Below are 14,761 nucleotides of genomic sequence, written 5' to 3' on the forward strand. Positions count from 1 at the left end.
GGCATCAACGATAATCAAGCAAATTTCTTCTGGACTTCCGCCGACACGTTGGCGGGAGCTTCGGCGTAGTGGTCGAACTGCATCGTGAAGGTGGCGCGTCCCTGGCTCATCGAGCGCAGGTTATTGACGTAGCCGAACATGTTCATGAGCGGCACCATCGCGTTGATGACGTTGGCGTTGCCGCGCATGTCCTGGCCCTGGATCTGGCCGCGCCGCGAGTTGAGGTCGCCGATGACCGAGCCGGTGTAGTCTTCCGGGGTCACGACCTCGACCTTCATGATCGGCTCGAGCAGGACCGACTTGCCCTTCTGCAGCGCTTCGCGGAAGCAGGCGCGCGTGGCGATTTCGAACGCCAGCGCCGAGGAGTCGACGTCGTGGTATTTGCCGTCGATCAGCTGGACCTTGACGTCCACGATCGGGAAGCCGGCGACCACGCCAGATGTCAGCACGCTCTCGATGCCCTTTTCGACGCCGGGGATGTATTCCTTCGGCACCGCGCCGCCGACGATCTTCGACTCGAATTCGTAGCCCTTGCCGGGCTCGTTCGGCTCGACGATCAGGGTGACGGCCGCGAACTGGCCGGTACCGCCGGTCTGCTTCTTGTGGGTGTAGCTTTGCTCGACCTTCTTGGTGACGCGCTCACGGAACGCCACCTGCGGCGCACCGATGTTGGCCTCTACCTTGTAGGTACGCTTGAGGATGTCGACCTTGATGTCGAGATGCAGTTCGCCCATGCCCTTGAGAATGGTCTGGCCGGACTCCTGGTCTGTCGAGACGCGGAAGGACGGATCCTCGGCGGCGAGCTTGGCGAGCGCAATGCCGAGCTTTTCCTGGTCGGCTTTGGTCTTCGGCTCGATCGCGATCTCGATCACCGGCTCCGGGAATTCCATCTTTTCGAGAACCACGGGCTTGTTCGCATCGCACAGCGTGTCGCCGGTGCGCGCTTCCTTGAGGCCCGCCAGCGCGACGATGTCGCCGGCATAGGCCTCCTTGATGTCTTCGCGGTTGTTGGCATGCATCAGCAGCATGCGGCCGATGCGTTCCTTGCGGTCACGCGTCGAATTGACGACGCCGGTGCCCGACACCAGCGTGCCGGAATAAATGCGGCAGAACGTGATGGTGCCGACGAACGGATCGTCCATGATCTTGAACGCCAGCAGCGCCAGAGGCTCCTTGTCGTTCGGAAGGCGGACGAGCTCGTTGCCGTCCTCGTCGACGCCCTTGATGGCTGGCACGTCGACCGGCGACGGCAGATAATCCACCACCGCGTCGAGCAGCGGCTGCACGCCCTTGTTCTTGAACGCCGAGCCACACAGCACAGGGAAGAACGCGCCGGTCAGCACCGCCTTGCGGATCAGCCGCTTCAGCGTCGCTTCATCGGGCTCCTTGCCGTCGAGGAAAGCGGTCAAGGCATCGTCATCGAGCTCGACGGCGGCTTCCACCATCTTCTCGCGGTATTCCTTGGCCTGGTCGACGAGGTCGGCCGGGATGTCGACATAGTCGAACTTCGCGCCGAGCGATTCGTCGTTCCAGATGATGCCCTTCATCTTCACGAGGTCGACGAGACCCTTGAAGTTGTTCTCCGCGCCAATCGGCAGCTGGATCGCGATCGGCTTGGCGCCGAGGCGGTCGACGATGTCGGCGAGGCACTTGAAGAAGTCGGCGCCGGTCTTGTCCATCTTGTTGGCGAAGACGATGCGCGGAACCTTGTACTTGTCGCCCTGGCGCCAGACGGTCTCGGTCTGCGGCTCGACGCCCTGGTTACTGTCGAGCACGCACACGGCGCCGTCGAGCACGCGCAGCGAACGCTCGACCTCGATGGTGAAGTCGACGTGGCCGGGCGTGTCGATGATGTTCAGACGCTTGCCGTTCCAGAACGCGGTGGTGGCAGCCGAGGTGATCGTGATGCCACGCTCCTGCTCCTGCTCCATCCAGTCCATCGTCGCGGCACCTTCGTGCACTTCGCCGATCTTGTGGCTCTTGCCGGTGTAATAGAGGATGCGCTCGGTGGTCGTGGTCTTGCCGGCGTCGATATGCGCCATGATACCGAAATTACGGTAGTCCTCGATGGCATGTTGGCGGGGCATGGTCTGTTCCCTTGATTCCGATTTTCGCCGTTACCAGCGATAGTGCGAGAAGGCACGGTTGGCTTCCGCCATCCGGTGCACGTCTTCGCGCTTCTTGACCGCGTTCCCCCGGTTATTCGACGCGTCGAGCAGCTCGGCCGAGAGCCGCTCCGTCATCGTCTTTTCGTTGCGCTCGCGCGCTGCAGCGATCAGCCAGCGGATGCCGAGCGCCTGACGGCGCACCGAACGGACTTCCACCGGCACCTGGTAGGTGGCGCCGCCGACGCGACGGGAGCGGACCTCGATGGTCGGCATCACGTTCTCGAGCGCCTGCTCGAACACGCCGAGCGGATTCTGCTTGGTCTTGGTCTCGATCATGCCGAGCGCGCCGTAGACGATGCTTTCGGCAACCGACTTCTTTCCGGCGTACATCACCGAGTTCATGAACTTCGTAATGATGATGTTCCCGAACTTGGGGTCCGGAAGCACTTCACGCTTTTCGGCAGAATGGCGACGCGACATCTGATCTCTTCCCGATTATTTCGGACGCTTGGCGCCGTACTTCGAACGGCGCTGCTTACGGTTCTTGACGCCCTGGGTATCCAGCACGCCGCGGAGGATGTGGTAGCGCACGCCGGGCAAATCCTTGACGCGGCCGCCGCGGATCATCACCACCGAGTGCTCCTGAAGGTTATGGCCCTCGCCCGGGATGTAGCCGATCACCTCGAAGCCGTTGGTCAGGCGCACCTTGGCGACCTTGCGAAGCGCCGAGTTCGGCTTCTTCGGGGTCGTGGTGTAGACGCGCGTGCAAACGCCGCGCTTCTGCGGCGACTGCTGCAGCGCCGGCACCTTCTTGCGCGACTTCTGCACTTCGCGCGGATTTGCGATCAGCTGGTTGATCGTCGGCATGTAGCCTTCACCCTCTTATTCACGCGCAACCGATGACCGGCAGCGCAAATTCTTGTTCGGGACTAGCCGCCCTGTCCGGCCGCCTCGCGTGAAAACGTTCACGCAAAACGAAAACACGCCAACCACTCATTCCCTGAGTGGAAAGCGCTTCGACGCCACAGAGGACCGCGGATCAAGACCTCGAAGCGTTCGCTTTCCGGTCCGGCACCGAGGTCATGCATCCGAAATCGATCTCAAGAGCACTTGCTCAAGAGAACAAAAATCGCACTGGCATTGCCTAGCTATGATCGACAGCGTTTGAGCGGCATTCGTCGAGGTTGGTGCCCGTCCCGGCCAAAAAAACCGTTCGGGGTGTTCCGTTCCGACGCTTGGCGTTGCTCACCGCCTGTCGTGAAGTGGGCGCCTTGTATAAGCCCCACATAGTCAAGTCAAGGCGAAACAGAGGCTTGGAAAGGCTTCTGGCGCTTGCAAAATCTGGGGTCGCGAGGGGTTCGCTGCAAGGCATGTCGCGGCAACAAAAGGCAAGCCGGAAGCGCCTTCGCGAGCATCATCTTTCCCCGCCCCACCATCGAGCGGTCGACAAGGCCGGCCGGCAGAACAAAAGGGGTATTATAATACTATCAAGCAGCCTTTTTCGGCTTGGCTGGAGCGGCCGGGCCCTTGCGGAGCCGGTCCCTCAAATCGCGCAGGCGCTGATAGCCGGTCAGCCGTAGGGCTTCGATTCGGTAGCCGAGGGATTTTCCGGGCCCGATGTCGACGAGCATATCCGCCATCGCCCGGCGCCCTTCCCACAGCTGGCCCATGAAGCTCGATTCGGCCGCGCAGGAATTGATGGCCCTGATGTCCGCGCTTGCCAGCAATTCTTCGGTGATCTTGTCGACCAGCAGCGCCCCGGGCGAGTACCTGGCATGAGCCGCGTCAAAGGCCGTTTTCCAGGTGTAGGCCGTATCGCCGCAATACATCAGCACCTGGGCGGCTGCCACCTCTCCGTTGACGCGCAGTTGCGCCACGGAGGCGTCGCCCCTGGCTGCGAGATCCCGGATCAGTCGCCGCACGAAGGCAGCATCCGCCTCCTGCGAAAGCAACGCCGTGCCCTGCTCGCCCTTCCATGACGCCTTCTCGAGCGCGAGGAACGATTCGAACGCCTGCTGCACGCCGGCCGGCGTCCTGTCGTTGACGATCTCGACCGCGCCGAGCGCGGAAAGCCTGTTCCAGTCCTGCCGCAGCTTCTTGCGGGTCGAACCGGACCGCTTCACGCCGGCCTCTCGGGTGACGTAAGGCCGCGAGAGCTTCGACAGAACAAGGGGTACGGTGCCGCGCTTGGCAAGCGACATCAACATGGCGGCGAACACGGGACCTTCTGCATCCAGCGCAGGAAGATTCAACACCTTGGGCAACGTGCTCTTCTCGATCGCCGAGAAGAACGCCGCGATCACGGCCTCCGCATAGTCGGGGTCGACCACCGGGCTCGACACAAAGGCGTAATTGAAGGGCAAGGCGTCGAGGACGACAGGCCACAGCGGCGCGAACTTGCGCAAGCGCAGCGCCCAAAGCCCCACCAGCTTTCGCCCGGCTGCATCTTCCTCCCAGGCCATGAGCACGCGTATGGCGGCAAACCCAGTCGCGACAGCCGCCATCAGCGCCGCCGGATTCATGAAGACGTTCGGCGAGGCGCGCGCGACCAGATCGTCCCAATCCGGGCCGAGGTCAGGCTTTGGTGAATCAATCGTTACCGTAATCATTCCAGCTCAAATGCGGCGCGCCCCGCGGCGATCTTGGCCGCCCGCCATTGTTTTTCGGTTAAGTCCGGGCCGCCGGGCTTTGCGCAATCGCCTTCAGGCTTTCTTTGCGTTTCCGGGCGCAAGGATGGGGCCAAAGGGACCGGTAAGCCATGCGCTATACGGATGTTGCGATCGTCGGCGGCGGCCTCGCCGGCTCAACGGCTGCGGCGATGCTGGGCCGCGCCGGCATCCCGGCGGTCCTGATCGATCCCCACGTGACCTATCCGCCGGAACTGAGGTGCGAGAAGCTCGGCGGCAACCAGCTCACTTTGTTGCGCAGGACGGGTCTGGCGGACGCGACCTTGCGCGCAACGACTCTCGACGGCGAAGTCTGGGAAGCCCGTTTCGGATACTTGGTCACAAAGAAGCCGAGCGACCAGCACGGCATCATGTACGACACGCTGGTCAACACCATGCGCGCGCAGATCCCGTGCGACGTCGCGACGATCCATGCCAAGGTCGTCGCTGTTTCCAACAACGCGGAACGTCAGAAGCTCGTGCTGTCCAACGACGAGGAAATCTCGGCACGCCTGGTCATCCTGGCAAATGGCTTGAACCTCGGCCTGCGCCATTTGCTCGGCATCAGGCGGAGGGTCATCAGCCCCTGCCATTCCGTCACCTTCGGGTTCGACGTCGAGCCGGCCGGGCGCCCCGCCTTCGATTTCCCCGCGCTGACCTACTGGCCGGGGCGCACCAGTTCCCGCATGGCCTATCTTTCCATCTTCCCGATCGGAAACGCAATGCGCGCCAACCTGATGGTGTACCGCGACATCGACGATCCCTGGCTGACGGCCTTCCGCAAGTCGCCCGAACGGAAGATGTGCGAAGTCATGCCCCGCCTGGAGCGCTTGCTTGGCGAATTCAGGGTGAGCGGCCCGGTCAAGGTCCGGCCGGCCGATCTCTGCGTCAACGACAATTACCTGCAGCCGGGCGTTGTGCTGGCGGGCGACGCCTTCTCGACCTCGTGTCCCGCCGCAGGCACCGGCACCACCAAGGTGTTCAACGACGTCGAGCTGTTGTGCAATACGCACATCCCGCGCTGGCTGGCCAGCGAGGGCATGGGCAGCGACAAGATTGCCATGTTCTACGGCGATCCCCAGAAGGTGGCGTGCGAAGCGGAGTGCCTGGCGAAGGCCTTTCACTTGCGCTCGCTCTCGACCGACAGCGGCCTGGCGTGGCGAGCGCAGAGATGGGCGCGGTTTGCAGTTCGGCTTTCGGGGGGCGTTACCGGTGCGATCCGGAAGCGCCTTTCCGCGGACGGGGTCGCCCCCCGGGCCTCCGGTTATCCCAAGCAGGGCCGGATCGCCTGAGCGCGATCACTCCTCGTCGTCGTCATCCTCGTCGTCGTCTTCATTGTCGTCATCGGCCTGACCGGCGTGATGGGAGCCGTGGCTCTGGTCGTCCCAGAGCTTGCGGTAGACGCCGCCCTTCGCCAGCAATTCCGCATGCGAGCCGCGCTCGATGGCGCGGCCGCCCGAGATCACGATGATCTCGTCCATCTCGACCACCGAGGTCAGGCGGTGGGTCGACCAGATCATGGTGCGATTTTCGGCGACCTTCAGCAGCGTGCGGTTGATCGCGGCTTCCGTGGTCTGGTCGAGTGCCGAGGTCGCTTCATCCAGCAGCAGGATCGAGGGATTGCGGATGATCGCGCGCGCGATCGCCATGCGCTGGCGCTGGCCGCCCGACAGCGTGTCGCCGCGTTCGCCGACCTGGGTGTTGTAGCCATCCGGAAGGCTCATGATGAAGCTGTGGATCTCCGCCTTCTTCGCGGCCTCTTCGACCTCCTCGTCGGTCGCGCCCTCCTTGCCGAGACGGATGTTTTCCCGGATCGACATGTTGAACAGCATGTTCTCCTGGAACACCACCGCCATGCGGCTGCGCAGCGATTCCAGCGTGACGCGGCGGATGTCGACGCCGTCGATGGTGACCTTGCCATCGTCGGGCGTGTAAAGGCGCAGGATCAGGTTGAGCAGCGTGCTCTTGCCGGAACCCGAGGGGCCGACGATCGCGATCCTCTTGCCGACATTGAGCTTGAGCGTGAGGTTGTCGAGCACCGGCGTCTGCGCGCCTTCATACTGGAAGGTGACGCGGTCGAACGTGATGTCGTTCTCGACGCGCGGCAGGTCCGGCGCGCCGGGCCGGTCGGAGCCGCGGGTCGGCTCGTCCAGCAGTTCCTGGATGTGGCGCACGGCGGCCGCCGACTGGATCGACACCGGGATGAAGTGCATGAGATGGGCGATGTTGTAGGACACCTCCCAGAACGCGCTCTCGAAGGTGACGAAGGTGCCGATGGTGATCTGGCCCGTGGTGGCGAGATAGGCGCCGATGGCGAGCACCACGAGGTGCAGCAGCAGCACGGAGATGGTGACGGTGCGCTCCACCATGGTGGAAAGGAACACGGCGGAGGCCGTCTTGATGCGCACATCCTGGTTGCGGAACGTGAACCAGCCGAAGGCGCGGCGCTGCAGGCTGAACGCCTTCACCACCGCTTGGGCAGCGACATTCTCCTGCACCATGCCGAGCAGCGCGGCTTCGTTCAGCTTCTGCTCGTAGTTGGCCTGCACCGCCTTGGGCGTGAGGATGCGCGGCCCGATCAGCGTGATCGGGAACACCAGGAGCGCCACCGCGGCGAGCTGCCAGTTCAGGAACACCATCAGGATTATGCCGGCTATCAGCTCGAGGAACGGGAGCGCCGCGCTGTTGGCAAAGCTCTTGATCGAGCTCTCGAAGGCCGTGAGGTCGATCGAGAAGCGCGACAGGATCTCGCCGCGCTTGGTCTTGGCGAAGTATGATGAGGGCAGGTTCTGCACGTGCTCGAAGATGCGCGTGCGCACGTCGGCGATCAGTCCCGCCGCCAGCCGCGCATCGTGGCGCTCGTACCAGACCGCAACCATCGAGGTCACGATGCCGGCCACCGCCAGCACGCCGAGAATCTTGTAAAGGGCCTGGAAATCCTCCTCGCCGAGCGCATCGTCGATCAGGAACTTCAGGCTGAGCGGCATGATGACGTTGAACAGCGTCTCGACGATGACGCCGAAGCTGACGAAGGCGATCAGCTTCTTGTAGTTGCCGAAATAGGGCCGGACAAAACCATAGATGGTGGCAAACGCGCCGGCAGCCTCGCGGGCGGTAAAGACGACGAGATCCTCGTCCTCCTCGTCGTCGTCGAGCTCGATTTCGTCGTCCTCTTCCTTCTCCGCCTCGTCGGTGGAAGGCGGCGGCGCATCCGGATCGGCCGCGAGCTTCTTCAGCTCGGACTCGTCCGTCTGGGCGTGTGTCGGGTCGTCCGGTGAAGGAGGTCTGGGCGCCATAAAACCAACCGATGTCGCACGGCCGGCATGACCGCAACGCGAGGCGATAGCGGCAAATCGCTACCGTCCCAATCCTAGGCGATCAGGGGGCATTCGGCAAAGCAAATGGAACAGCACGTAAACGCGACTATTCGTCCTCGTCTTCGATCTTGTCGAAGAATGAGTAGCGAAGGCTGTCGGCGTCGGCATACCAGTGCCCCGGGCCCTTGTTGGCGGCCAGGGTCGCGGTCCACACCTCGTCCATGGTGTCGCGACGGTGCATCGACAGGTCGAAGCCGTTGCCGAAGAACAATTCCGACCACTCCCACCAGGTGCCGAGCTTCTTCACACCGCGCAGCAGGTCGTAGCGGTCGATGATCGCCGGCGCCATGTCCGAGGTCACCGAGCCGAACACGACACCGGCCTTGACCACGCGGTTGAGCTCGCGCACGGCACGCGCCACCTGCTTGTCGGAAACGTGACACAGGCTGGTCTCGAACACGAAATCGAAGCTGCCTTTCTTGAACGGCAGGTCGGTGATCGATCCGAGCTTGTTGTACTTCTTCAGCGCCTTCGGCGTCCGGGCGTGGATGGCGCGGTTGTTCTCAACGCCCCAGGCATCGATGCCGCGCCCGCGCAGCGCGCCGACCAGTTCGCCGCTGGCGGAGCCGGCGACCAGCAGCTTGTAGCCCTTCGCCCTGCCCCAGACGATCCGGATCAGCTGCGTCAGGTAATCGGGATCGGTGAACCGGTTCCAGACCTCGTTGTAGGGGCCGACGCCGCGATAGTTCTCGAAGTAGTCGCGATCGATCCTGTCGGAGAATGGCTTCTCGGTCTGCGCGCGCGCGCGGCGCAGCCGCATCATCTCGGTGAGAATGAGGTCGGTCGCAGCGTCCGAGGAATCGAGCAGGCCGTTGAGCGTGGAGTCGAACAGATAGTCGCCGACCACGACGATACCCGGATGCTCCTTCGGCTCCGGCCGGTGATTGGTCAGGACGTCGCGAACCGGCAGGCCTCCGGGCAGCGCGTTGACCGACGACAGCCAGCGATGGATCTTGCCTTCGAGGAAATGGTCGCGCGCATTGCCGAGCGAGGCCGGCAGCGATTTCAGCGCGGCGTCGATCAGTTCCTCGTCGGTCAGGTTGGCAAACGCCAGCGCATCGGAACCCGCGATCAGCCAGTTCAGCACGCCGTGCCTGCCGACGTCGTGGCGCGAGCCTTCGTTGTAGACGCAGCAGCCTCCGAATGCCTCCGACATGAACCAGGAACCCGGGATCTTCTCGCCCCAGAACGGTTCGTCGAACAGGATGGAGACGCGCAGATAATGCGCGGGACGGTCGAAATAGGCGACGTGCTTGACCATCGAGGCGCGCAGCCGTTCGCCTTCCCAGTTCATGGTGGAGAGCCAGGAGTGCGGCAGGCACATCAGCACGAGGTCGAAGTCGCGCGTCTCCGGCCCCTTGCCGTTCATCATGTTGAGGCGGTAGCGGCCGGCCGCTGTCTTGCCGACCTTGAGCACACGGTGGTTGAGCTGGATGTCGGCGTTCACTTCCGAACGCAGGCACTCGATCAGCTGCTCGTTGCCGTTCTGGATGGAGTACAGGCCGATATAGCCGTCGATATCCATCACGAAGTTCTTCAGCGCATTGAGCCCGTTGGTGTTGTGCGATTCCGTCGCGATGTCGGAACGCGCCATCACCTTGAAGAAGCGCTTTGCCGTGGGATCGTCGATTTCCTCGTCGAGCAGTTGCTCGCAGTTCTTCCAGGCCCAGGGATGCTCGTTGTCCTGGGCGCCGACGCCTTCGTAATATTGCAGCGGGCTCATCAGGCCGGCGCAGCGCTTGCGGAACGCCTCGATCGCAGCCGCGGTCTTCTCGCCGTACTTGCGGCGCATGCCCGGCACGTCGTTGAGCAGGACGCCGTCGAGCTGCACCTGCTCGGCGTCCATCGGAATAGTCTGCAGCCCGAAATGCTGGATCAGCTCGCGCAGCGGATCGGGGCCGGTCATCGAGTAGTCGTAGATTTCGGCTACACCGGCCTCGTACATCGCGTTCGCGGTATCGAACTTGCGGGTGACGATCTTGCCGCCGAGGCGGTCGGATGCCTCATAGATGGTGACCCGGCACTGATCGCCGAGCTTCTTCTTCAGATACCAGGCGCTCATCAGCCCGCCCGGGCCGCCGCCGACAATTGCGAGGTCCAACATGTTCCGTTCCGCCGCTTCCGCCGCCCCCTGCCCGGAAAGCGCGCGGTCCAAGTCCAAACTAGAAAAGGCGCTTTTCACCCTGAAGGAAAGATGAACAAAGCGGGTTCCTGCACCGCAGCAATAAAGAAAAACAAAAAGGCCGGCGCGTGGCCGGCCTTTCGCAAGATATTTCCCTATTCTACCGGGACGCTTATTCCGCCGGCGGCAAAGCCAGAGGTTCCGCTTCCGGCGCCGTGGGCACGATCGCGGCCTGCTTCTCGCGCTCGTCGAGGATCAGCTTGTCGCGCTTGACGGCGACTTCGCGGATCTTGGCCATCGAGGCGCCGGTGCCCGCCGGGATCAGCCGGCCGACGATGACGTTCTCCTTGAGGCCTTCGAGCGGGTCGACCTTGCCGTTGACGGCGGCTTCCGTGAGGACGCGCGTCGTCTCCTGGAACGAGGCCGCCGAGAAGAAGGAGCGGGTCTGCAGGCTCGCCTTGGTGATGCCGAGCAGAACAGGCGTTCCCGTGGCGATCTTCTTGCCCTCTTCCTTGGCCTTCTCGTTGACCTGGTCGAACTCGATCTTGTCGACCTGTTCGCCCGCGATCATGTCGGTCTCGCCCTGGTCGGTGATCTCCACCTTCTGCAGCATCTGACGCACGATCACTTCGATGTGCTTGTCGTTGATGAGCACGCCCTGCAGCCGGTAGACCTCCTGGATTTCGTTGACCAGGTAGGCAGCGAGTTCCTCGATGCCCTTGATCGCCAGGATATCGTGCGGCGCCGGATTGCCCTCGACGATGAAGTCGCCCTTTTCGACGACGTCGCCGTCCTGCAAGTGGATGTGCTTGCCCTTCGGGATCAGGTACTCGCGCGTCTCCTCGGTCTTGTCGACCGGCTCGATCGAGATGCGGCGCTTGTTCTTGTAGTCGCGGCCGAAGCGGATGGTGCCGGAGATCTCGGCGATGATCGCCGCGTCCTTCGGCTTGCGGGCCTCGAACAGTTCCGCCACGCGCGGCAGACCGCCGGTGATGTCGCGGGTCTTGGCGCTTTCGGTCGAGATACGGGCGAGGATATCGCCCGGCTTGACCTTGGCGCCGACGTCGACCGAGAGGATCGCGTCGACCGACAGCATGTAGCGGGCATCGCCGCCACGGGCGAGCTTCAGCACCTTGCCGTCCTTGCCCTTGATCACGATCGCCGGACGCAGGTCCGCACCTCCGCGCATCGAGCGCCAGTCGATGACCACGCGCTTGGCGATGCCGGTGGATTCGTCGAGCGTTTCCGAAATCGACTGGCCTTCGACCAGGTCCTCGAAGCCGATCGTGCCCTCGGCCTCCGTGAGCACCGGACGGGTGAACGGATCCCATTCGGCGATACGGGTGCCGCGCTTGACCATGTCGCCTTCGTCGACGAGCATTTTCGAGCCGTACTGGATACGGTGAGTCGCGCGCTCGGTGCCGTCGGCGTCGACGATCGCAACCACCATGTTGCGGACGGTGGCGATCAGTTGACCGTCGCTGTTCTTGACGATCGACTTGTTCCGGATGGTCACCTTGCCTTCGAAGTTCGACTCGACGAACGACTGCTCGTTGATCTGGGCCGCGCCGCCGATGTGGAAGGTGCGCATGGTCAGCTGCGTGCCGGGCTCGCCGATCGACTGCGCGGCGATGACGCCGACCGCCTCGCCGTGGTTGACCGGGGTGCCGCGGGCGAGGTCGCGCCCGTAGCACTTGCCGCAGATGCCGTTGACCAGCTCGCAGGTCAGCGCCGAGCGGATCTTCACTTCCTGGATGCCGGCCTGGTGGAGCGCGTCGACATGCGTCTCCTCCATCAGCGTGCCGCGCTTGATGATCACCTTGTTGGAGGCGGGATCGCGCACGTCATCGCAGGCCGTGCGGCCGAGGATGCGCGAGGCGAGCGAGGCCACCACCGTGCCGGCATCGATGATGGCGCGCATCTTGATGCCGAGCTTGGTGCCGCAGTCGTCCTGCGTGATGATGCAGTCCTGCGCGACGTCGACCAGACGGCGGGTCAGGTAGCCGGAGTTCGCGGTCTTCAACGCGGTGTCCGCGAGGCCCTTGCGGGCACCGTGGGTCGAGTTGAAGTATTCGAGCACCGACAGGCCTTCCTTGAAGTTGGAAATGATCGGCGTCTCGATGATTTCGCCGGACGGCTTTGCCATCAGGCCGCGCATGCCGGCGAGCTGGCGCATCTGCGCCGGCGAGCCGCGCGCACCGGAGTGCGCCATCATGTAGATCGAGTTGATGTCGGCATCGGCGCCCTTGGCGGTCTTCTTGGTCGAAGAAATCTCCTTCATCATCTCCTTGGCGATTTCTTCGGTGGCCTTCGACCAGGCGTCGACGACCTTGTTGTACTTCTCGCCATGGGTGATGAGACCGTCATTGTACTGCTGCTCGAAATCCTTCGCCAGCGTACGGGTGGTCTCGACGATCTTCCACTTGCCGTGCGGCACGACCATGTCGTCCTTGCCGAACGAGATGCCGGCCTTGAACGCGTTGTAGAAGCCGAGCGCCATGATGCGGTCGCAGAAGATCACGGTCTCCTTCTGGCCGCAGTGGCGGTAGACTTGGTCGATGACGCCGGAGATCTCGCGCTTGGTCATCAGCTTGTTGATGATGTCGTACGGGACCTTCGAGCTCTTCGGCAGGAGATTGCCGAGCATGACGCGGCCGGCGGTGGTTTCGATCCAGCGCTTGGCCGGCTTGCCGTCCTCGCCGACGCCTTCCCAGCGATACTTGATCTTGGTGTGGAGGTGGATGACCTTCGAATGCAGCGCGTGCTCCAGCTCGGCCATGTCGCCGAAGATCTTGCCCTCGCCGGGCAGGCCTTCGCGCATGATCGAGACGTAGTAGAGGCCGAGCACGATGTCCTGCGACGGGACGATGATCGGCTGGCCGTTAGCGGGATGCAGGATGTTGTTGGTCGACATCATCAGCACGCGCGCTTCCAGCTGCGCTTCCAGCGACAGCGGAACGTGCACGGCCATCTGGTCGCCGTCGAAGTCGGCGTTGAAGGCGGCGCAGACCAGCGGATGCAGCTGGATCGCCTTGCCCTCGATCAGCACCGGCTCGAACGCCTGGATGCCGAGGCGATGCAGCGTCGGCGCGCGGTTGAGCAGCACCGGATGCTCGCGGATCACCTCGTCCAGGATGTCCCAGACCTCGGGCCGCTCCTTCTCGACCAGCTTCTTGGCCTGCTTGACGGTGGTGGACAGGCCCTTGGCGTCAAGCCGCGAATAGATGAACGGCTTGAACAGCTCGAGCGCCATCTTCTTCGGCAAGCCGCACTGGTGCAGCTTGAGCTCGGGACCGACCACGATCACCGAACGGCCGGAATAGTCCACGCGCTTGCCGAGCAGATTCTGGCGGAAGCGGCCCTGCTTGCCCTTCAGCATGTCGGCGAGCGACTTCAGCGGGCGCTTGTTGGCGCCGGTGATGACGCGGCCGCGGCGGCCGTTGTCGAACAGCGCATCGACCGCCTCCTGCAGCATGCGCTTTTCGTTGCGGATGATGATGTCGGGCGCACGCAGCTCCATCAGCCGCTTCAGGCGGTTGTTGCGGTTGATGACGCGGCGGTAGAGGTCGTTGAGGTCCGACGTCGCAAAGCGGCCGCCGTCGAGCGGCACCAGCGGGCGCAGATCCGGCGGAATCACCGGCACGACGGTGAGGATCATCCACTCCGGCTTGTTGCCGGAATGGCGGAACGCCTCGACGATCTTGAGCCGCTTGGCGAGCTTCTTGTGCTTGATCTCGGAATCCGTCTCCGACATCTCGGCGCGCAGCGTCGCCTCGAGCTTCTCGAGCTCGAGACCCTTCAGCATCTCGCGGATCGCCTCGGCGCCGATCATGGCGGTGAAGCTGTCCTGGCCGTATTCGTCCTGCGCCTTGAGGTACTCGTCTTCCGACAGCAGCTGACGGTCCTTGAGCGCGGTCAGGCCCGGCTCGAGCACGACGTAGTATTCGAAGTACAGGATGCGCTCGAGATCCTTCAGCGTCATGTCGAGCAGAAGGCCGATGCGCGAGGGCAGCGACTTCAGGAACCAGATATGGGCGACGGGAGCGGCGAGCTCGATATGGCCCATGCGCTCGCGCCGGACGCGCGACAGCGTTACCTCGACCGAGCACTTTTCGCAGATGATGCCCTTGTACTTCATCCGCTTGTACTTGCCGCACAGGCACTCGTAGTCCTTGATCGGCCCGAAGATGCGGGCGCAGAACAGGCCGTCGCGCTCGGGCTTGAAGGTGCGGTAGTTGATGGTCTCCGGCTTCTTGATCTCGCCGTAGGACCAGGACAGAATCTTCTCCGGGGACGCGATCGAGATCCGGATCTGGTCGAAGACCTGGGCCGGAGTCGTCGGATTGAAAAGATTCATAATCTCTTGGTTCATGGTCTTCTCCTCGCGTGCCGGTCAAAGGCCGGCAGCAATAAGACATTCTTTTTGGTCACGGGCGCCCCGCCCCGCTCGGGCGAAGCGCCATAGCCCGGCAGTAACGCCGGGCGTCA

The 14,761-nt window shown here is 63.3% G+C and carries 8 protein-coding genes; 1 reads left to right on the forward strand and 7 read right to left on the reverse strand.

The features are described 5' to 3' along the window. Positions 1-14: 14 nt before the first annotated feature. The 4 genes from fusA to HZB49_RS03005 all read right to left on the reverse strand — a co-directional run bounded on the left by fusA (position 15) and on the right by HZB49_RS03005 (position 4,717). Positions 15-2,087 carry an elongation factor G gene (gene fusA, locus HZB49_RS02990; RefSeq protein WP_291608994.1) on the reverse strand — a complete coding sequence of 691 codons (2,073 nt, stop codon included), beginning with the start codon at positions 2,085-2,087 and terminating at the stop codon, positions 15-17. 30 nt (positions 2,088-2,117) lie between these two features. Beyond that, positions 2,118-2,588, reverse strand: coding sequence for a 30S ribosomal protein S7 (gene rpsG, locus HZB49_RS02995; RefSeq protein WP_291608995.1), 471 nt, complete (start codon positions 2,586-2,588; stop codon positions 2,118-2,120). Positions 2,589-2,603: 15 nt separating this feature from the next. After that, positions 2,604-2,975 carry a 30S ribosomal protein S12 gene (gene rpsL / locus HZB49_RS03000; RefSeq protein WP_006611834.1) on the reverse strand — a complete coding sequence of 124 codons (372 nt, stop codon included), beginning with the start codon at positions 2,973-2,975 and terminating at the stop codon, positions 2,604-2,606. 620 nt (positions 2,976-3,595) lie between these two features. Further along, complete coding sequence (locus HZB49_RS03005) at positions 3,596-4,717, reverse strand: GNAT family N-acetyltransferase (protein ID WP_291608996.1); 1,122 nt, start codon at positions 4,715-4,717, stop codon at positions 3,596-3,598. A 149-nt stretch (positions 4,718-4,866) separates the two neighbouring features. Between HZB49_RS03005 and HZB49_RS03010 the strand changes: the two genes are divergently transcribed. Beyond that, a complete protein-coding gene (locus tag HZB49_RS03010) occupies positions 4,867-6,066 on the forward strand; it encodes an NAD(P)/FAD-dependent oxidoreductase (protein ID WP_291608997.1) in 1,200 nt (399 codons plus the stop codon). Between the two features lie 6 nt (positions 6,067-6,072). On the opposite strand, the gene HZB49_RS03015 is transcribed toward HZB49_RS03010, so the two are convergent. From HZB49_RS03015 to rpoC, 3 genes are all read right to left on the reverse strand, one after another. Beyond that, positions 6,073-8,070, reverse strand: coding sequence for an ABC transporter ATP-binding protein (locus tag HZB49_RS03015; protein ID WP_291608998.1), 1,998 nt, complete (start codon positions 8,068-8,070; stop codon positions 6,073-6,075). Positions 8,071-8,197: 127 nt separating this feature from the next. Beyond that, entirely contained in the window at positions 8,198-10,255 is a 2,058-nt protein-coding gene (locus tag HZB49_RS03020; RefSeq protein ID WP_291608999.1) for an FAD-dependent oxidoreductase, read from the reverse strand. Between the two features lie 190 nt (positions 10,256-10,445). Continuing rightward, the gene (gene rpoC / locus HZB49_RS03025) at positions 10,446-14,645 is read right to left on the reverse strand and encodes a DNA-directed RNA polymerase subunit beta' (protein ID WP_291609000.1); all 4,200 of its coding nucleotides are present in this window, start codon (positions 14,643-14,645) and stop codon (positions 10,446-10,448) included. Positions 14,646-14,761: the final 116 nt, after the last annotated feature.

Source organism: Bradyrhizobium sp. (assembly GCF_016219575.1).
In the GTDB taxonomy this organism is placed as follows: Bacteria; Pseudomonadota; Alphaproteobacteria; order Rhizobiales; family Xanthobacteraceae; genus Bradyrhizobium.